Source organism: Fimbriimonas sp. LA-C6 (genome assembly GCF_055398105.1).
The window spans coordinates 2,188,005-2,207,930 of the sequence record NZ_AP038796.1 but is presented as its reverse complement, the minus strand read 5'-3'; the positions used below and the strand labels follow the sequence as shown (position 1 = coordinate 2,207,930).

General features: G+C 52.6%; 18 protein-coding genes and 1 tRNA gene. 9 read left to right on the top strand and 10 right to left on the bottom strand.

Annotation, left to right across the window (positions count from 1 at the left end):
- Window positions 1-28 precede the first annotated feature (28 nt).
- The 5 genes from ACZ51B_RS10260 to ACZ51B_RS10240 all read right to left on the bottom strand — a co-directional run bounded on the left by ACZ51B_RS10260 (window position 29) and on the right by ACZ51B_RS10240 (window position 5,468).
- Window positions 29-1,294, bottom strand: a complete 1,266-nt coding sequence (locus ACZ51B_RS10260; RefSeq protein WP_464297154.1) for a DUF3472 domain-containing protein — start codon at window positions 1,292-1,294, stop codon at window positions 29-31.
- 128 nt (window positions 1,295-1,422) lie between these two features.
- Entirely contained in the window at window positions 1,423-2,496 is a 1,074-nt protein-coding gene (locus tag ACZ51B_RS10255) for a M20/M25/M40 family metallo-hydrolase (RefSeq protein WP_464297153.1), read from the bottom strand.
- A gap of 77 nt (window positions 2,497-2,573) precedes the next feature.
- On the bottom strand, window positions 2,574-3,443 hold the full coding sequence (gene pstA / locus ACZ51B_RS10250; RefSeq protein ID WP_464297152.1) for a phosphate ABC transporter permease PstA: 870 nt from the start codon (window positions 3,441-3,443) through the stop codon (window positions 2,574-2,576).
- Window positions 3,440-4,393 (bottom strand): phosphate ABC transporter permease subunit PstC, encoded by a 954-nt coding sequence (pstC, locus tag ACZ51B_RS10245; RefSeq protein ID WP_464297151.1) that lies wholly within the window; start codon window positions 4,391-4,393, stop codon window positions 3,440-3,442. Before pstC ends, pstA begins: the two co-directional genes overlap by 4 nt.
- Window positions 4,394-4,397: 4 nt before the next feature.
- Window positions 4,398-5,468, bottom strand: coding sequence for a PstS family phosphate ABC transporter substrate-binding protein (locus ACZ51B_RS10240; protein ID WP_464297150.1), 1,071 nt, complete (start codon window positions 5,466-5,468; stop codon window positions 4,398-4,400).
- A 149-nt stretch (window positions 5,469-5,617) separates the two neighbouring features.
- On the opposite strand from ACZ51B_RS10240, the gene ACZ51B_RS10235 reads away from it, so the two are divergent.
- Window positions 5,618-6,625, top strand: a complete 1,008-nt coding sequence (locus ACZ51B_RS10235) for a hypothetical protein (RefSeq protein ID WP_464297149.1) — start codon at window positions 5,618-5,620, stop codon at window positions 6,623-6,625.
- On the top strand, window positions 6,622-7,425 hold the full coding sequence (locus ACZ51B_RS10230) for a metallophosphoesterase (protein ID WP_464297148.1): 804 nt from the start codon (window positions 6,622-6,624) through the stop codon (window positions 7,423-7,425). The genes ACZ51B_RS10235 and ACZ51B_RS10230 overlap by 4 nt, the downstream gene beginning before the upstream one ends.
- Window position 7,426: 1 nt before the next feature.
- Here ACZ51B_RS10230 and ACZ51B_RS10225 read toward each other — a convergent pair whose 3' ends face one another.
- On the bottom strand, window positions 7,427-10,036 hold the full coding sequence (locus ACZ51B_RS10225; RefSeq protein WP_464297147.1) for an alpha-N-acetylglucosaminidase TIM-barrel domain-containing protein: 2,610 nt from the start codon (window positions 10,034-10,036) through the stop codon (window positions 7,427-7,429).
- Between the two features lie 119 nt (window positions 10,037-10,155).
- Here ACZ51B_RS10225 and ACZ51B_RS10220 point away from each other — a divergent pair, with 119 nt between their 5' ends.
- From ACZ51B_RS10220 to ACZ51B_RS10210, 3 genes are all read left to right on the top strand, one after another.
- On the top strand, window positions 10,156-10,746 hold the full coding sequence (locus ACZ51B_RS10220; RefSeq protein ID WP_464297146.1) for a DUF642 domain-containing protein: 591 nt from the start codon (window positions 10,156-10,158) through the stop codon (window positions 10,744-10,746).
- A 204-nt stretch (window positions 10,747-10,950) separates the two neighbouring features.
- The gene (locus ACZ51B_RS10215; protein WP_464297145.1) at window positions 10,951-13,404 is read left to right on the top strand and encodes a response regulator; all 2,454 of its coding nucleotides are present in this window, start codon (window positions 10,951-10,953) and stop codon (window positions 13,402-13,404) included.
- A gap of 69 nt (window positions 13,405-13,473) precedes the next feature.
- Window positions 13,474-13,549, top strand: a tRNA-Arg gene (locus tag ACZ51B_RS10210).
- A 52-nt stretch (window positions 13,550-13,601) separates the two neighbouring features.
- On the opposite strand, the gene ACZ51B_RS10205 is transcribed toward ACZ51B_RS10210, so the two are convergent.
- Together ACZ51B_RS10205 and ACZ51B_RS10200 are read right to left on the bottom strand one after the other, a co-directional pair.
- Window positions 13,602-14,435, bottom strand: a complete 834-nt coding sequence (locus ACZ51B_RS10205; RefSeq protein WP_464297144.1) for a DUF3037 domain-containing protein — start codon at window positions 14,433-14,435, stop codon at window positions 13,602-13,604.
- Window positions 14,436-14,447: 12 nt separating this feature from the next.
- Window positions 14,448-15,314 carry a hypothetical protein gene (locus tag ACZ51B_RS10200; RefSeq protein ID WP_464297143.1) on the bottom strand — a complete coding sequence of 289 codons (867 nt, stop codon included), beginning with the start codon at window positions 15,312-15,314 and terminating at the stop codon, window positions 14,448-14,450.
- 670 nt (window positions 15,315-15,984) lie between these two features.
- On the opposite strand from ACZ51B_RS10200, the gene ACZ51B_RS10195 reads away from it, so the two are divergent.
- Both ACZ51B_RS10195 and ACZ51B_RS10190 read left to right on the top strand, forming a co-directional pair.
- Window positions 15,985-16,389: a type II toxin-antitoxin system RelE/ParE family toxin gene (locus tag ACZ51B_RS10195; protein ID WP_464297142.1), complete on the top strand. Its 405-nt coding sequence runs from the start codon at window positions 15,985-15,987 to the stop codon at window positions 16,387-16,389.
- On the top strand, window positions 16,367-16,687 hold the full coding sequence (locus ACZ51B_RS10190) for a helix-turn-helix domain-containing protein (protein WP_464297141.1): 321 nt from the start codon (window positions 16,367-16,369) through the stop codon (window positions 16,685-16,687). Before ACZ51B_RS10195 ends, ACZ51B_RS10190 begins: the two co-directional genes overlap by 23 nt.
- 14 nt (window positions 16,688-16,701) lie before the next feature.
- Here the strand turns inward: ACZ51B_RS10190 and ACZ51B_RS10185 are convergent, their stop codons facing one another.
- Together ACZ51B_RS10185 and ACZ51B_RS10180 are read right to left on the bottom strand one after the other, a co-directional pair.
- Window positions 16,702-17,391, bottom strand: a complete 690-nt coding sequence (locus ACZ51B_RS10185; protein ID WP_464297140.1) for a phosphohydrolase — start codon at window positions 17,389-17,391, stop codon at window positions 16,702-16,704.
- Between the two features lie 57 nt (window positions 17,392-17,448).
- Window positions 17,449-18,003: a hypothetical protein gene (locus ACZ51B_RS10180; protein ID WP_464297139.1), complete on the bottom strand. Its 555-nt coding sequence runs from the start codon at window positions 18,001-18,003 to the stop codon at window positions 17,449-17,451.
- A gap of 76 nt (window positions 18,004-18,079) precedes the next feature.
- Here ACZ51B_RS10180 and ACZ51B_RS10175 point away from each other — a divergent pair, with 76 nt between their 5' ends.
- Entirely contained in the window at window positions 18,080-19,408 is a 1,329-nt protein-coding gene (locus ACZ51B_RS10175; RefSeq protein WP_464297138.1) for an MFS transporter, read from the top strand.
- A gap of 223 nt (window positions 19,409-19,631) precedes the next feature.
- A complete protein-coding gene (gene rpsF / locus ACZ51B_RS10170; protein WP_464297137.1) occupies window positions 19,632-19,925 on the top strand; it encodes a 30S ribosomal protein S6 in 294 nt (97 codons plus the stop codon).
- Window position 19,926 lies beyond the last annotated feature (1 nt).

Below are 19,926 nucleotides of genomic sequence, written 5' to 3'. Positions count from 1 at the left end.
TCAGATACTGCCAGCACACTATCGCTAACTACTGAGCCTCAATACCGCTAACGATCGATTGTGGATCGATGCTGCCAGATGCAGTTTGGAAACGAATCGTGATCTTTCCATTCGCATCAGGAGTGGCGCTGAAACTCTTGACCACCGCCTTGTACTTTGCACCCGCCGCCGCATAAATATCGAAATTCGAAAGAACCGTAGAGCCGTTGATCGAAACATTCTCCTTTCTCTGACCCGCCGAGTTGTTCCAATTCTCCACAAAGTGGAGCCGAACCGTATAAGACTTGGTCTTCTTAAGGCCTTCCAGCACGTAGCTGAAATCAGTGCCTCCACGAATGTTGTGATAAACATTTTGAGGAGCCGCGTTGGCCACGCCCGCCGTCGTAACCGTCGTCGAATCAGTGGCCGTGTAGGTCGAACCTGTCCAGTGAGTATCCGACTCAAAACACTTCGTCTGAGTAGAACCCGCAGTCGCAACATCAGAACCACAACTGATCCGATACGGAATATACAAAATCGCATCACCAGCCCCCGCCGAGTAGCTGAGACTAAGTTCAGGCTGATCGGTAGTGGTCGGACTAGAAGTCACCTCCAGAGCCCCAGAAATAGGATCGACGCGACCATAGTCGTTCGGCCCATGAGGCGAGTTCACCGTGTATCCATTCAGCAACTCAGTCCAAGTGTTGTTGGTCCCCAGCCACCAAGCATTGCTGTAATCAGCCTTACGCAGGCCCCAAGTGCCACCGAAATTCTCATTGAACCAGTAGTTATAGGTGATGCGGTTCCCGTTCCCTAGTAACCGAAACGTCCCAGCATATGTCCAAGCCCCGATAGCTGGATCATAGAAATATCCACTCCAGCGCTCATGCTGATTGTCCGGCTCAAGCGAAACGCGGTAAGCAAAGCGATACGCGACATTGAGCTGCCAAGGGTAGTAAAAATTCAGGTGGTCGCCCGTACCCTCGCCCCCAAATCGCCCGTGATCAATCACGTTCAACGACGAGTTATAGCCAATCAAATAGGTGAGATCCGTGGTCGACTGATCCCAAGCAGAGAACAAGAACACATGGCTGCCGTTCGTCTGGTCGTTCCACTGCTGCATCCCACCATAACCGACATTGTTTCCAATGGCCGCGAAGTAAGTGGCATTGATGACGTTCTTCGCCATCACCTGGGTTTGAAACTGAGTCGCTGCTGTCGGCTGCCCCGTAAAGAAGAAGTCTTGGGACTTCGCGCTCCCAGCGCTCCCCAATCCAACAGCAATGAAGGCCAATTGAACATTTCGAAGTTTCATAGTTCACCTCGTCGCATCCGCGCGACGAAGTAACACTATCAACTGGCACTAAAACATTTCCAAATTCACAAATATGTGCCTTTGGTCACCCCTCCTGCACGCAAGAAATGGAGGGGTGAAAACGATCCTTACAGGATTCGAGGCGTAAAGTCGGTATCTGGCTTAACGGAGCGGCAATAAGCCACCATCAGCTTCGCACAGTTCTCAACATCAACCAGCGACAGCAGCTCGCACGGTGTGTGCATGTATCGAAGAGGAACTCCTACAATTCCCACAGCCATTCCGGCTCGGTTCAACTGCATGGCATTACCGTCCGTTCCAGTGCCGTTCGGGCACACATCAACCTGGTAAGGGATCTCAGCTGCATCGCACGCCTCACGAATCATCTTGAACACAATCGGATTTGCGTTCGCGCCACGCATCACACTTGGCCCCTTGCCAATATCCAGCTGTCCATAGCGGGACTTGCTAACAGTCGGATAGTCAATCGCATGGTTCACGTCGACAGCCAAACCGGTCTGAGCATTAATCCAATACGCAGAGGTCCGCGCTCCGCGAAGCCCAATCTCTTCCTGCACGGTCGCAACAGCGTACACGCCCACGTTTGGATCCAGACCGCCCTCCTCTTTCAAAATTCGAAGCGCCTCAGCAACGATGAAGCTTCCCATCTTGTTGTCAAAGCCGCGAGCAGTAGCGCGATCACCAAGAAGCTGCTGGAACTCATATTGGAAGGTCACGCAATCGCCCAACTGAATGAACTCTTCCACTTCAGCGCGGGAGGTCGCACCAATATCAATCCAAAGGTCCTTCAGCTCAGGCTTCTTCTTCCGCTCTTCTTCTTCAAGCAGGTGTACCGCTTTACGTCCAATCACGCCAGGGATCTGTTTCTTCCCATGAATCCAAACACGCTGACCAATAGGAATCACACTATCATGTCCGCCAATTCCAGAGAAGTAAATCAGTCCTTCTTCGCTGATGTAATGGATGAGGAATCCGATTTCATCCATATGCCCTGCAAGCATGATCTTCATCTCAGCATGAGGGTTAAGAATGGCGGCAACGCTGCCATGGACGTCTGTTTTGATCTCGTCAGCAAAAGCCCGAGTGTAATTTCGATAGACTTCAGCCGCACGCTCCTCGAATCCCGAGGGCGACGGAGTATTGACGATCTCCTGAAGAAAAGCAAGCGATTCTGCGCGCATTATTAAGAATAGCAGTATCGAATGAGCAAAACCCGCAGACCTAATACGGGTTTCAAGAAATGACAATAAAACGAGAACTATCGTTTTTGTGCGGACCGGTTGCGAATGAAGATCGCCACAGAGTTCAACGCAAGCAGAGCAACCATCAGCACAACAATGGCACTCGCTGCAGTCCGATGGAACTCATCCTTGGAATCCACAGACCAGCTAAAGATCTGAAGCGGCAACGCCGTGTAACGGTCATGAATGCTGCTCGGAACCGTAACAGCACCAACAACAGCTCCTACAACGATCAGAGGAGCAGTCTCTCCAATAGCCCTACTCGCTGCAAGGATCACACCCGTCATGATGCCAGGTGCAGCATGAGGCAAAACCTGAAAGCGAATCGCCTGCCACTGAGTAGAGCCCAAGCCCAAAGACGCTTCGCGATAAGACTTAGGAACACCCTTCAAAGACTCCTGCGTCACGATGATAATCATCGGCAGAATCAAAAGGCTCATCGTCAAGGCACCAGCAAGAATGCTAGGGCCAAGGTTCATCCCTCGACTAAAAACAGCCAATCCCAAAAGGCCGTAAACAATCGAAGGCACACCCGCAAGGTTGGAAATGTTCAGCTGAATGAACTGCGTCAGCTTCGTCTTACGCGTGTTGAATTCCTCAAGGTAAACAGCCGCCGCAACACCAATAGGAATGGAGATTCCTGCCGTGAGCGCCATGATGTAGAAACTGCCGACAACCGCCTGCCAAATGCCTGTCTTACTTGGTCTTGCCGAGATCAGATCGGTGATGAAGTGAAAACTAAGCCGCCCCATCCCATCGCTAAAGATTTGGAACAGGAGCAAAACGAGCAGGAAAACACCAAAGCCTGCTGCGCCAAAACACATCGAGCGGAAAATCTTGTCTGTCCGCTTTCTTCGAGCCAGATGTCGGTTTGCAGTAGCGTTCACGAGTACTCCTGTCGGAACTTCTTCACGAGCTTATTGGCAACCAGGTTCATGATCATCGTAAAGGCGAAGAGCGTAACACCCACCGCAAAGATTCCGTTATAGCGAACCGAACCCGCCGCGGCATCACCCTGAGAGGTCGTTACGATGTAAGCAGTCATGGTCTCAATGCTCTTCATCGGGTTCAAAGTGAGCACTGGGTTCTGACCCGCAGCAAGAGTAACAGCCATCGTCTCACCAAGCGCACGAGACAGAGCCAAGATAAACGAGGCCATGATTCCCGAAAGGGCAGCAGGGACAACGATCTTCGTCGTGACTTCCATCTTGGTCGCACCCAATCCGTAAGCACCTTCTCGAAGGGCTCTCGGTACGGCTCGAAGCGCATCCTCGCAGAGCGAAGACACCAAGGGAAGAATCATGATGCCCACCACAATCGCACCAGAAGCGGCATTGGATGCCTGAAATTCGGGACTCAACTTCTTAAGGAGCGGTGTCACCAAGAATAAACCCAGATAACCGTAAACGACGGTTGGAATTCCAGCGAGAAGCTCCAAGGCAGGCTTAAGAATGCCCCGCACCTTGGGATGCGCATACTCGCTTAAAAAGATCGCACTCAAGAGTCCAAGCGGCACCGCAATAAGTCCCGCCCCAACCGTGATCATCAACGTCCCAGTGATCAACGGGAGAACGCCAAACTTGCCAGGCTCATCGCTGGGTCGCCACTCAGTTCCCGTAAGGAAGCTCAGAGCCGGAACCGATCGAAAGAACGGAATGGACTGACTCAGAAGCACATAGATGATCCCAAACGTGGTGATCACCGAGATGAGGGCGCAGACAAAGGTGAAACCTTTGACTGCGCCTTCACGCACCCTCCTAACACTCAGGCCTTTGCCATGAGTAATCACACTCGTCTCCATAGATGTCGTAGATGATAAAGGAGGTGCGGTTGCCATGTTTTTACTTTCCAGTTTCTTTGGAGAGAACCTGCGTAATGGTCATGCCAGGCTTGACGTCTTTGAAGAGCGATCCGGCTTTGCCTTCCGCAACGTGCTTCTTAACTGCGTCCAAGGCTTCCTTTGGAAGCTGAACGTACTTAGCCTCAGTAACGGCCTTCATGCCTTCTGCGCTCAATGCGTACTCAACGAACGACTTAACAGCCGGATTCGAATCGTATGCCTGCTTGCTCACATAAAGGAACAGTGGTCGTGAAAGTGGGGTGTAGCTGCCATCAGAGATCGTCTTCTCGTCTGGAAGAACTCCGCCCTTACCGGCATCCACTGCAACAGCCTTGACCTTGGTCTTGTTCTCTGCGTAGTAGTTGTAACCCACGTAAGCGATACCGTTCTTGTCGCCAGCAACGGATCCAACAATCGCGGTGTACTCCTGGTTGGCTTGGTAATCCTTGCGGATCTTCTTCTTGACCTTACAGATAGCTTCAGTGAAGTACTCGTAAGTGCCGTGGTTGTCCGAAGGACCGTAGAAGTTGATCTTATCAGCTGGCAATCCAGCTCGAATGTCTGCCCAAGTCTTAACCGTGCTCGTAGGAGCCCATGCCTTGGTCAACTCTTCAACGGTGAGCTTGTCTGCAAACTTGTTATCTGGGCTAACAATCACCGAGACACCATCATAAGCAATCGGAATCTCAATGAAGTCGATCTTCGCAGCTGCGAGCGCGTCGATCTCTTTAGCCTCAATCGGACGAGAAGCAGTAGCGATCTGGATCTCGCCACGGGTGAACTTCTGGAATCCACTACCGGTTCCAGACTTGTTCGCGGTGACCGCGCCTGGGTTCTTCTGGTTGAAGTCTTCTGCGAGAAGGTTCACGATTGGGAAAACAGTGCTGCTTCCGTCAACGGACAGCTTGCCAGTAACTGGAGCCTTCTTGTCGCCAGTCTTCGGAGCATCCGAACCGGTCTTCGTGCCAGTCTCAGAGTCGGACTTAGGGCCACAACCAACGGAAACGAATGCGAGTGCGCCGGCAACGGCGAACGCCGCTACGCTTAGGTTCAAAACGGTCTTAATCCGCATGGAAATTTTATCCTCTGGGACGTTCTCAGCCCCGCAAAAAAGGTACCGAAAGATGGTTAAGGAATTGTTAAGAATGTTAACAACCAGGCTCATGCAAGTGTTTGCACGCACAAATATGGGGACCCCCTCAGGCGGTTAAACTAACAGCAATGACCAAGCAATTGAGCGATTGGATAGCAGCAGGCAACTGGACTGAACTGGAACGGCTAGCCAAGCGCGAACCGTCGGTCGCACTCGCCGATGAATTGAGCAAGCGAGAGGAAGAACTCACCGAAAAGCAAGACCTCAAAGCAGTCCGAAAGCTCCTCTTCCTCCTGAAAACACACGGAATCGAGCCCTCCCAGAGAAAGCTTCACCCTCCAGGAACTCTTAACATACAAGCTGCCGAATTCATCGAATATGGGTATTTAGTCACAGCCAATTCAAGCGGCGAAACACGCCTCAACTACGGTTATCAAGTAGAGAACCGAGTCCGATGGCTCCTCACCACAGTAAGCCGTTCTCAAGGCATCATCACCGCCAAAGAAACGGATGTCTCCCCTGAAGCCGCAGAAACCTGGCTCCACAAACTAGCCGAAACTCCCGTAGACCCATTTGTAGGCATCGTAGTCCCCGGCGCATTTGCCCTCGCCCGCCTCAAACAAGCCCTCACCTGGCAAAAATCGCAGCTCCCCACCAGCATCGCTTTCTGGAGATCCCGCATCGAACAAGCCTCCAACCTCCAACATCCCGCCGAACAACTCCCCAGAACCCCACAATCGCCAGAAGAACTCCGCCGACTGTCGGTCGCCCAAGACGAGACAATCCTTTGGAGATTAGAACTCGGAACGGCAAACCCCATCCTCCAAGCCCTCCACGATCTCCAAAAACAACAGCTCCCACAAGAAGAGCGCAAAGCCCAGACCGATAAGATCATCAGCGAAAACCGCCAACAAATCTTCACGCCAGAAGTGCTCGAAGACCACACACTCCGCCTGCTCGACCTAGCCTACGCATGGACTCTCAAAGGAAAAGAGCCTGGAGCACTTCTCACCGCTGCCGATGATTTAAGAAAGTCAGGACCCGACAGCGACTACGCGAAGGGCCTATTGGACAAAACAGTGGTCCTATTGGTGGATAGACTCTCGAATAAGCCAGAATCGACGGTAACGGAATGAACCTCAAGTCTTTAATTACGGGCGTCGGTCTAGCAGGCGCAGGAATGCTCATCTACGGCGCGTTGGTCGAATCCAACAACCTGGTGGTCGAGCGCAAAACCCTCGCGCTGCCCGATTGGCCCGAAAGACTCCGAGGCTACAAAATAGCACTCCTGGCAGACCTCCACGTAAGAGGCCCCTGGTCGCTAGAGCTAAGCAAACAAGCCATGGTTCTAGCCATCGATGAAGAGCCCGACATGCTCGCCTTCACAGGCGATTTCGTCGCCTACTGGAAAGCCGAAAGCCCACGAGATCTAGGCGATCTGCTCGAACCCGCACTCCTCATGAACGGAAGCGCCGTAGCAGTCCCAGGCAACCACGACTACTGGATGGGTTCCCCCGAATGCCTCGATATGATCCTGGACGAGCTAAACATCAAACTCCTCCGCAATGAATCATGGGAGCACGATGGCATCACCTGGGTAGGAGTCGATTCCGCCATCGCCGGTCAAGCCGACCCTCGATTCGCCATGGCCGGAGTAAAAGGTCCAGCCATCTGCCTGTGGCACGAGCCAGACCTAGTCGACATGCTCCCAAGAGGCTGCTCGCTCCAACTAAGTGGACACACACACGGCGGCCAATTCCGCTTCCCCGGAGGCTTCACGCCGATGCACACAGAACTGGGCCGCCGATACCCAAGAGGCTTCTACCCAGAAGCCTCCACCCCACTCTACGTCTCCCGTGGAATCGGCACAACCGGCCCCCCCAGCCGCTTCTGCTGCCCCCCCGAAGTCTCCATCCTCACACTGATCCCCGCCTAAGTTACTTCTTAGGCGGATACAGCTTGACTTCAACCAAGTGAACACCCTCGTTCGCACTGTTGTGCAACATGTTCACCCGAACATACCGGGCACTGGTCGCAGGAATCACAAACCGATTCCCCGAAGCCGTAGAAGCAGTCACATTCTTCGACTGATCCACAACGGTCTCCCAGTTCAAACCGTCAAGCGACACATCCACGGTGTACTGGTACGACCGCCCATCGCCCCAATAAGGCCACACATGCACCACACCAACCTCTGTTGGCTTCAGCAAATCAATCTGCAACCACGCCGGAGCATGGGCAGCCCACCAAGCTGAGTCCAAACTCACATACCCATCAGTGGCGTTCGCAGCGCTGTGTCCGTCTTGAACGGAACTAGCGCTCACCGGCTTCCCAGCCTCCAGTCCCCCCTTGATAGGCTTCGGGAAGGCAGCCTCAAACAGGTGGCGATACTTCGCATGAAGTGCCTTTGAGACGACGGATGCATCACCAGTAGGCGCAGCCGGATAAGCATCGTGTGCGTAGGTCCAAGCACTCTCCCAATTGCGTAGCTGAGTCTCAAAAGCATCCGGATTCAGCGCCTCACCCGTCTGCAACGACTTGTCCAGAGCGGCAATACACTGCGCCCAACGAGGCAGATAGAACCCCTTCAGCAATCCACCCCACTCACGAGCCGAGTACTCATGAAGCACGCTATTCTTGTCTCCCCAAAGGGTCACAAGCCCACGCGCATTCCACTCATAAAGGTCCGACTCCTGTCGATTCTTGCCCCAAGACCGAGCATCCTGGATCCACTTCCCAAGCAGGAACTCCGACCGAGTCGACATCAACTGATCCCAATCGCGAATAAGCCCCAAGTAAGCAGAAGAAGCCTTCCCAAGAGCCGCCCGATCCTTCGCCGCGTACGCCTTCAAAACCTCTTGCTGAAACGGCTGAGCCATCTCCGCAAAGACCTGCCGACTCACATCAACCAAGTCGTACTCATAAGTAGTGACCCCACGGAACCGAGGAGCCGCCTGAACCAAAAGGTCCCAAGCCTCCAACAACTCCTTACTACCACCGTGAATACCAGACCCCGAAGGATTCAGCGCCGAACCCAAACTCGGTCGAGACTGAACCACCGAATTCACGTCCCGACCCATGCTCGAGTAAGCCACCTTGTGCAACAGATTCCAAGCTTTGTCCACCTGAGCATCGGCCTTCCCATAGTGTCGCCGAGCATACGCCTTGAGCCATTGAGAAACATCCACCGGATTGGATCGCCAAGTGTTCTCCATCATCAACTCATAAACCGGGTAGTTCGTCTCAATGGCTTCCATGGTCAGACCAATGCCTTGCATGTCGCCACTGGCGGGATCGTTTTTGGCTTCAATCGGCTGCGTGTTGATATCCTCAAGATTCCCGTGCAGACCCTGGTTCCCGCCAAAGTTGTGCAACATGCACCAGATCCAAGGCTGCCCAAAGTAAGCCTCGCGAGCCTTCCACTGAGGATAAGACTCGGTATACAAGTCAAGCACCAGCATCTTGCCCTTCGGAACGCCACTCAGCAGAGCCTTCACTTGCTCCTGCTTCCAGAAATTGGAGTCGTTGTGGAAGATCCAACCCTGCATCACCCAATTCGACTGAGGGTCAACCGATGCCATCGATTCATAGATCGACTTGCTCACGTTGTAAAGAAACGTCGGGTCACTCGAAGGCGGACGGTTCTCGTTAAAGGTGTCCGATGAGTAGTAATGGTCTGTGCCGAAATACTTGGTCTGCTCTTTCAGAAACTCAGCGCCAATCTTCTTAAACAAAGGATCCGTCGGATCCAACAGCGTCGTATCCGCAAACCCAATGCCCCAGTTGATCTTCTTCACAGCCGCCTTCGGGAACCGCTTGGTAAACGTCTGCGGCACATGCCCAGAGAAAGCTGCCAACACCGGCTTCATGCCATAAGCCCGCTCACGAGCGACAATCTTCTGCTGAAGTTTCAAGTGGGAATCAAACCACGACTGTGGCAAAGGACCGCCCCAACCATCAAGATTTCCCATCCAGAACCAAGAGAAGAACGCAGGTCCACAGAAGAAAGGCTTCAAGTCCGCATCGCTAAAGCCCATCTTGCGATAGACCTTCTGCCAAATCGCCTCTTCACCTGTAAGGGCAAGCGGCAAATTGATCCCATTGAGAGCCATCCAGTCGATCTCCCGCTCCCAACGCTTCCAATCCCACCAAGACATCGAGTAATTGAAAGTGCAGTAGTTGAGATAGTAGCGGTGCTTATGAGGGCTAACAATCCGAACAGGCTTGCTCATCACAGGCAACCGCTTCGGAAGCTTAAGCTGGTCGCCACTCCAGGACATGGAAGCATGGCATCGATTCTTGAGATACCAGTTGAGAGCAGATGCCATCGAAACGCCATCATTACCCCTCAACACAATCTTGCTACCCTTCGAGGCAACTTCAAAAACGTCGCCTTTTACATCCCTTGGTATGGATTCAAATACGAAGTCCCTTGCGTGGCTAGTGAATAAACGTTTCACTAGTCCTTCTGCCGCTTGTGTGCTCGTAGAGCCAGATGCCACGGCAGCCACGCCGCCTAATACCAATGGGAAACACCAACGTTTCATTGCGCGCAGTTTACACAGTTAAGGAGGCTCCTAGCATCCTTTCTAGGTTCCAAATTTAAAGAGTTGTTGGCTCGATTTGTGCAGCTAGGTCTTTCAACAACCGCTCACTGGAGAGAAAAATGAAAACCCTTAAATACACTCTAATCGCCGCAGCATCCTTCGCCATCATCGCACCAGCCTCGGCAAACCTGCTGAGCAACGGAGATTTCGAAGCCCCCCAAATCACAAGCGGTAACTGGGAAACCTACTCTCCAGGCAGCAACCAACTCTCCAACTGGACCATCTCCGGACTCGGAAACGTCTCCCAGACAAGAGCCGGCTACCTCGGACAAGCCACCCAAATGGTAGACCTAAGCGGTGTCGAAGACCACTACGGTGCCACCATCAGCCAGTCTGCAACCACGGTCAATGGCCAAATGTACAAGCTAAGCCTAGATGTCTACACAGGACGCAACTTCGGATACTCCGGCGGAGTCGACGTATACGTCAACAACAGTCTAGTCGCATCCAACCTCCAAACCCAAAGCGGCTGGTCATACTCCTTCCTCGGCAAAGGCGGCAGCACGGAAATCTCCCTCGCTCACCACTTCGCTTCCGGCAACGTTTCCCAAGTGGACAACGTGCAACTGAATGCAGTCCCAGAACCCGCTTCCATCGCAACCATCGGACTCGGAATCATCGGACTCATCAACCGCCGCCGACGCAAATAGACCATTTTCTTGGGTTGAACATCACCCGCTAAGAGCTTTTCTTAGCGGGCTTTTTTGCGTAACCACACCACCCTAAAAGCAACCTGTTCAAAACGTGGCTTCGTACTCTAGAATGGAGTGTCCCATTGCTCGATTGTTTAAAGTCCAGGCCATGTTACTATCATCTTTCCTTCGCAAACTGGAGCACCGTTGACCTCAGCCCGCGTGCGTATCTGGACCTGTGCAGCATTCGTGCTCGCGCTCTGCGTGGGAGCATTCTTCACGGTGCAAATAGAACGTGCCAGAAACGAGCGTAGCCGAAGAGCAGCCCTCTCGTCCGCTGCAAACTACGGAGAAAGGCTCAAAGAGCGGCTCAACCTCTCCATCTCCGCAACCTACGCGCTCTCGGCAGTCCTGCACCAAGGCAACGGAAAGATCGACAACTTCGAAGCCTACGCCCTGGAGATGGAACGACTCTACGGAGGCATCACCAACATCCAACTCGCGCCAAATGGCGTAGTGAAAGCCATCGTCCCCTTAAAAGGAAACGAAAAGGCAATAGGACACGACCTCTTCGCGGACGAGGCAAGACGCAAAGAAGCAATACTCACGCGAGAGAGCAAGAAGCTAACGCTAGCCGGCCCCATTAAACTCCGACAAGGCGGCGTCGCAGTCATCGCTAGGCTCGCCGTATTCCTCCCCAGTTCAAAAGCTCCCGATAAGTTCTGGGGCTTCACCGCCGTCCTCATCCGCATCGACGACCTCATCCAGTCCAGCGACCTCGGACGAGTAGCGGACGAGGGCTACGACTATCAACTCTGGAGAACAGATCCCTATACAGACGAAAAGAGCACCATCGCGTCTTCAACATCAAAGACACTCTCAAATCCCGTCTCGTACGCCTTCTCCGTCCCCAACGCCCTCTGGACCCTCAGCCTAACCCCCAAAGGGGGCTGGTACGCAACCAACATCATCTTCGCCGAAGTCGCCATCGATGTCCTCTTTGCCTCCCTGGTGGCAATCCTCATCTTCGTCGTGCTCCAACAACCCCTTCGGCTAAGCAAAGACGTAGAAACAAGAACCGCCGAACTCAGCGAGGCGATGGTCTGGCTCAGGTCCGAAATCGAGTCGAAAGAACAAGCTCAAGTCGCTCTGGCCAAAAGCGAGCTAGAGTTCCGGGCAATCTTCGAGTTCGCCCCCGTAGGCATCGCTAACGTCAACAGAGACGGCATGTTTGTTCGCGCAAACCCAGCACTGGTGGAAATGCTTGGCTACACAGAAGACGAACTCAAGTCGCTCCACTTTCAAGACGTCACCTTCCCGGCAGACCTAGAGACCTGCGTCCCACTCCTCCAACAGCTCATCGATTCCAAAGAAGCGAGCATCAACCTCTCGAAACGCTACATCCGCAAAGACGGCCGGATCGTCAACACCCAAGTCAGCGCATCGGGTATCCGAGATCAGCACGGCAACTACGTCAACACAGTCGCCATGATCCGCGACGTGACCGACCAACTTGCCCTAGAAAACCAACTCAGGCAGTCCCAAAAGCTCCAAGCAATCGGCACCCTGGCCGGAGGCATCGCCCACGACTTCAACAACATCCTCGCCGCCATCCGAGGCAACGTCAACCTCATGAAAGGCGACCTCCCCGGCGACCACGTGGCTCTCGAAAGCCTCCGAGAGATCGATAAAGCCAGCTTCAGAGCCAGCGAACTGGTCAAACAGATCCTCACCTTCGGAAGACAGCACGACAACACCCGGGAAAACGTAGAGCTCGAAGCCCAAGTAACCGAAGCCCTCAAACTCCTCCGGGCCACCATCCCCAGCACCATCACCTTCAAAACCAACTTCCAGCCAGGACCCTTCATGGTGGAATCCAACGCCACCGAAATCCACCAACTCCTCATGAACCTCGGCACCAACGCCGAGTACGCCATGAGAGGCGGCCAGGGAACACTCACCATCGGCCTCAAACAAATCAGCTTCCCCGAAGACGCAAGCACCCCACTCGGCCTCGGAGCAGGCAAGTACGTGGAACTGTCAGTCCAAGACACAGGCAACGGCATGGACCCCAGCATCATCGAACGCGCTTTCGAACCCTTCTTCACCACCAAAGCAGTAGGGCAGGGAACCGGTCTGGGCCTTTCCGTCGTCCACGGAATCATGACCTCACTCGGTGGTACGGTAACCATCGAGTCAGAACGAGGCACCGGTAGCAAAATCAACCTGCTGTTCCCGCTGGTAAAGGGAAGCGTCCAACAAAGCAACGGCAACAACACCATGGATAAACAAGGACAAGGCGAAACGATCCTCTTCGTGGATGATGAAGAGTCGCTCGTATTCCTATCCGAGCGACTCCTAGGAAGGCTCGGCTACAACTTCGTCGGCTACACCGACCCCCAAGAAGCCCTCAGCCGATTCCAACAAGAACCCACCCGCTTCGATGTCGTCATGTGCGACATCTCCATGCCCGGCATGAACGGCATCCATCTCGTCAAAAAACTCCGAGCCATCCGCCCAGAAATCCCCGTCATCCTCATGACCGGCTACATCCGAGAAGACGACGCCGAACAAGCCCAACAAGTAGGCGCCATGGAACTGGTCCTCAAGCCCAACACGGTAGAAGGAATCGGCGATATCCTCAATCGAGTCCTCAGAAACCACTCACACGTGTGACACCCAAAGGTTTTTGAGTATCCTTTAAGGAAGCATTCCAGCTGGCCCATCCCAGCCCATGCCGCAAGCGCCCCTGTAGCTCAGTGGATAGAGCAACCGCCTTCTAAGCGGTAGGTCGTTGGTTCGAGTCCAGTCGGGGGCGCCATTTTCTTTTTTGAGGCCAGTTGTTAAGGTTTTGCTTAGCCTTTGACCACACTCTAGGGACGGTAATGTCCAAGAGCTATTTCGTGAACATTTTCTTGTGTCCAGCTCTCGACATCAGATTGTTGGAGAAGTGCAACGTCACGTTTCCCCAAGAGCGCGTCTGCTGTTCTCATCCATTCGGGCCGCTTAGAAACATCTCCCACAATAACGGCCGCGAGTGGTATGTTGCTCGGCACTTGGCGAACATCATTGCTTATTGTATAGATCCGATGCAACTGCGATTCAATCATGTCAGTGTTTTCAACATCAAATGACATTCCAAATCCACCTAAGCGCAGGACACCGTTCTTAAGGCCATAGTCTAGATGGTGCATGACACTTTCGCCTCGGATAGCTGCCTCATCACGACCAACTATCTTGTAGCTAGCTTCAATATTTTCAGAACGCACTGCATCACGCAGCGCATTTCGTCCAATTGAGATTGCCGTCGCTTTAGTGAGCGAATGAACTCGCGGGACTGATCTCTCTACAAGGAATTTATCCGAGATCATGTCCAAGAGTTCTCCGGCCGGGCGCAATGATCCTCTTGGCGCAGTAAGTTGAATGGTGTTTTGCCACTCGTGTGAAAGACGTTCCAGCCCCTCTACACTAAACATGGACGTTTCATCAGAGTTAAAACCAATTAGACTGCATTGCTCTTCGATATGTTGAACGAGCAACTTCATATCGGCTTTTGAAATCCCCGCAAAGTTCGTAGCACGGCCCCAAGTTCTTAGAAACTTACAATAAGGTTGACCACTTTCCCCAACTGTGATCACCCCTATATTAACGCATTCCTCTTTCACAGGATCTGGAACGTATTTGATGATCGAATAATGACTTCCCATTCCATCCCTTCCCTAAAGTGTCTTTCGCAAGTACAACAGCAAAGCACAACGACGTTTTTTTAAATATTTTGCCACAGCAATGCGCTCCTTCATTCCAAATTGCCATGTATCAGGTGGGGTAGCAACCGCTTCAGCAATATCGCGATCCCTTAAAGCAATCAATCGACGATAGCCATCTCTAAACAAAGCTGTCGCTGGGCGACAATTTGTCATGATATATGAGTCAAGCATTGTCGGAGCAGGAACACATTGCTGTAAGGTCGCCAGACTCCAGTGATCAATGTAAGCATTCGAGAAACCTCCAAGAGCAAATCCATGGTCTAGACTAAACACCCTTCTCGGTGGGGCTATCTTGTAAAAGAACTGATAATCTGTTTTGACACCGGTTAGCCCGTACAGTATTGCCAATTTGGCCAATCTTTCTGGGTTATCAGCTTCCGATTCCCAACGAGAGTCAAATCCAACTCGATCCGTCAGTCCTGCAATTTCGTGAGAGCCATGGCATATGCCAGGTTGGAAGTCCGGCCAGTGCCCCATCGCGTCCTTAGCCGATTTCAGGGCAATTTCATTCAGCGTAAGAAAGTCTGTAGACACGTTAACAAGAGAGACTTTGGCCACAGGAGCATTCATTTTGAGGCCCAATCTGTGAACAATCTGCTCATTGATAAGCACCTGATTCATCAGCAAATTGGCTTTTCCTTGCGGATCTTTCGACCTCGAACTTTTGAAGCCCACGGGTTTTGGGTGAGATACCTTTACATATAGGACTGCACCTGATTTATCCAATACAACCATTGGGACAGAGTCGGTAGGCAGCAACTTAACAAAGTCTGTTGCCTCGATGGGCAATTCGCGTGTTCTGCACGCTGCCTCAATCAATCTCCGCCACCTCAGCGTTGATCCGCCCCGGACACATTTTCGATGAGTCCTAGGCGGTTTCGTTCTACTTGCGCGGGTTCGTACTAGAGCTCGACCCGGCTTTACGCCAACAGCATCACGCGAACTTACTGTATTCTGGGATTTTGATGATCTCAATGTAATGGCTTTTTATCACAAACAAGCTCCGAATTGTGCCTATGCCTCCAAATAACAGTACTTTCACCACATTCGAGGCGAAATTATAATCCAATCTGTTCCATATGTAGCTTGATCGCGCATCGGATGTTACTCTGCCGTCGTTCAGTTGCATCACTCATAGTAAGTCTTCAGTCAACAAACGGTCCCATGGAAAGGAACACGCCACGCTTGAACGATAGTTCCGTATACGATCCAATGGTCCCAGAGGGGCAAGGTACGGGTTTGGTATGCGGGCGCCTTCTCCTTGTTTCGCGCGAGATTGTGCGTAATGTATTCCTCAGTGTGTAGGGATTCAACCAATTTGTGGCGGCAGTTTCCAACTGATCGCGATACATTTACTCCTTGGAAACCAGTCTTCGCCCTTCAAGCTGGCGGCCTGCAAGCGAGGCTGCACAATCATCACCAGGGACTTACAAATACCATCCGATCAACGGAGAAACGTCATAAATAATAGACAACCATAGCTCAATGAGTGGTATTATGGAGTGTGGGCCGAATCTTCAAGGGTAGAGCTTTCACTAAGCAAACAAAGAAAGAAGGTCTGTCCGATGCGTCTTTAATTGCTGCAGTGGAAAGCGCCAATGCTGGCCTTGTCGATGCCCGCTTGGGTGGCGAAGTGGTGAAGCTTCGAATCGCTCGTAAGGGTTCTGGGAAGTCCGGTGGCTATCGGACGATCCTCGCCTTTCGCAAAGATGATAAGGCATTTTTTATCCACTTCTTTGCAAAGAACGAGTCTGAGAACATCGCTCCAGAAACCCTTGTAGCTCTTAAAGAATATGCAGAGATCCTACTCAGTCTCAACGACGCTCAACTCAAAATAGCCATAGAAGGAAAAGAACTGGAGGAAATCAAAAGTGAAACAGAAGAAGCACCGTGACCCAGTAGCGAAATCAGTTCACGAAGGGATTGCTGGTTTGCATCGCCTTGGAATTGTGGATATCACCACTTTAAGGCGGTTCGATCAATCATGCCTCACTCCAATAGAGGAGTTCACTCCAGAGGATCTTAAAGTGTTGAGAAACAGGGAAGGAGCAAGCCAAGCCGTCTGGGCTTCTCACTTTGGCGTAGCAATTAGCACCGTTTCACAGTGGGAGCGAGGTGAGCGAAGACCCGATGGACCGGCAAAAAAACTGCTGACCCTTGTGAAGATGAAAGGGTTGGAATACATCCGCTAGCCCCCTACCAACCCCTACTCCAGATAAGTCCCGTTAATCGTCAAAGCGAACCGGTAACCCAGCAGCTCCGCCGACTTCCGGCACATCACCATGCGCGACAGGAAGATCTCGAAATACTCCATCACCGTCGCCTGCTTCGTATCGATCTCCAGATTCAGCTCAATGGTCTGAGTCTCCGTGTTCATCTCAACGCGACTCTTCTGAACCGCATAGTTCACACGGTCGTGAATATCAAAGCTCTCCAAAATCGGGTTCTGAACACGGCTGAAATGCACGTCACTCTTGTCCGCAATGATCAACGCCGCCGACATAAACGAAACCGGCCCACCCGTCGCCTCTTCATGGTTCCCAATCGCACCCAGAATAGGAGCAATCTCCGAGGCGTCCATGCCCATCTCGTTCAAAATCGTGAACGCAATCACACCACCATGCATCGGGTGATTCAACCGAGTCACCACGTTGCCGATGTCATGCAGATAAGCCGCAATCTGCCCCAGCTCAATCTCCCTCGGCGGCACATTCATGTGCTCCAAGATGTACCGAGTGATCGAAGACACAACCCCCACATGCCGGTGGCCGTGCTCGGTATAGCCAATGGCCTTCATCAGCTCATTCGCGCCATCAATCAGTTTTCTAACTTTGGGGTTTGCCTTAACTTCTTTGAGAGTGATAAGTTTAGGGCCAACAACGGAGATCGGTTCCATAAGATTTTCTTGAAAGTGCCGGGACTATAACAGTGTATCGGTTTCCACCGTCACGCTTCACAGCCCACGGATCAACTGAATAGACACATCCAACTCGTTGTTTGTGCGCTGCTCCTGCTGAACAATTCCTACGCCAGACTCAAACCAGGTCGTAAGCTCTACCTGCCGATTCATGATCTTCAACGAAGCAGTTGACCGAATCGTCGCAATTTTCCGACCCGAAACCTCCAGCTTCTGAGGCGTATAAACCACCTCACCCCGTGCAGGCTCCTTCTTGTTCATCGAATAAACCCACCCGGTCCAAGGCTCCCGCTTACGGTAAGAATACAGGGGAAGGGGAGGGGTAAACCGCGCATTCGCCATCTGGTCCGTCAGCAGCTTCCCGTCTTTCCAAGCCATCCGACAAACGCCCATCTGCCCAGCAAGCTCATAGCCCTGAACGTTCGCCACAGCAATCTCCCGCGTCACCCGCAAGTTATCCGTGTACTTCTGAAGCCCAGGCCGCACCAAATACTGCCACTCATTCTTCACCTTCAGAGGCATCAGGTCGGTCGATTTGTCTCTGCACCCCGCCAAAAGAAGCACAAATCCAAAGAGGGGCCAGCGATTCACACCCGCTAGTTTACTGTGAGATAAACCCAGGGCTGGTGCGATCAAAGATTAATGAGTATCATGCGCGGTAACAATCATGGCTAGCATCCCAACTGGCGCATCGGGAGAAGGAAACGGCGGCGGACTCGCCGACAAAAACCTGTTTCACCTCTCGCTCATCATCATCTTCGGAATCTTCGCCTCCACCCTGCCCCAGCCGCAGGTCATGGGCAAACTCCCCCTCCAGCACTTGCTGAAAGATGGCCTCCACGTCGACAAGACGCAGATGGCCTCGTTCTTCTTCCTCTGCGGCATCTTCTGGTACCTCAAGCCCATCGCAGGCATCCTCACGGACGCTTTCCCTCTCTTCAAAACGCGAAGGCGTTGGTACCTCCTCATCAGCGCAGCTCTAGCAGGCATCAGCTGGATCGTCCTCGGACTCCCAGCGCTCCAAATGGCCAGCACGGATCTCAAAACCCAAAAGATCCCCTACACCTACCAATCACTCCTCATCGGCTGCATCGTCATCAACCTCTTCATGGTCATGATGTCCACAGTCGTAGGCGCCGTCCTCGTCGAAGCAGGCCAGCGCCTCAGCGCCACCGGACGCCTCACCTCCATTCGCCAAATCAGTCAAAACCTGGCGAATTTCGTCAATGGTCCAGTCAGCGGAATCCTCGCTTCCGGAATGTTCTTCCGGGCAGCCGGTGTCAACTCCCTCGTAGTACTTTCCATCATTCCTGTGGCTTTCCTCTTTCTCAAAGAGAAACCTCAAGCCACGATGAACGCTGCGGCATTTCAGGTAGCAGCCGATCAGCTTCGCATCATCGTGCGGTCGCGCACCCTCTGGTTCGCGTTAGTCTTTATTGCACTGTTCTTCTTCTCGCCCGGATTCAACACCCCGCTGTACTACCGACAAAACGACGAACTCCACTTCACGCAAACTCAAATCGGTATGTTTGGTGCCTATGGCGGCGCAGCAGGCATGTTCGCAGCCTTCCTGTATGCCTTGGCCATTCGTAAGTTCAACATCCGCGTCCTCATGCTCATCGGCATTTCTGCAGCTGCCAGCGGAACTCTTCTGTATCTCCTCTACAACAATCTCTTCAATGCCACTCTCATAGAAACCCAGAACGGATTCTTCTTCGGCTTCGCAGAGGTAGCCCTCATCGACCTAGCCGCCCGGGCTACGCCAAAAGGTTGCGAAGGTTTAGGCTACTCGCTCATTCTCTCCATCCGAAACGTTGCAATCTTCGGAGCCGACATCATCGGATCCATACTTTCAGATCACAAATGGCCCTTCGCCTGGCTCGTGTTCCTCAACGCAGGCACCACAGCCCTCGTGCTCATCCTTCTCCCCTTCATGCCCAAGGAACTCATGTCTCGCAAAGACGGAGAGGTCACCGCAACCGAACCCGAAGCGTAACACTCACACACACAAACCCTCCCCAAACCCAAAATTTGCGGAGGGTTTCCTCCAATTCCCGACACTTCTCGCCCGCCCAAACTGTCTCTAAGGGTTAGCCCCCAAAACGCGTCCGCCTAAATTAAGGTATATTAAGCGTCTGCCGAAAGGCTCTCTGCTTCTTCGGATTACCTTATAGGCGATCCAAGGAAGCCAAATTGCCCACAGGGAGCAATCACCAATCATGGCTAACCGAAAGTACGAAGCGTTTTATATTGTTAAGCCGGAGCTCACAGACTCCGACGTCCAGAAGATTGCCGACCGCTACAAAGGCGTCGTCGAGCAGCACGGCGGAACCGTAGAGTCCGCAGCAAAGTGGGATAAGCGAAAGCTGGCTTACGAAGTCAACCACTACAAAGAAGGCAACTACATCCTGATGCACTTCGAATCCGGCCCCAAGGTCCCTTCCGAACTCAACCGACTCCTCGGCATCAACGACGAAGTCATCCGACATCGCGTCTACCTCCGAGAAGAGTAAG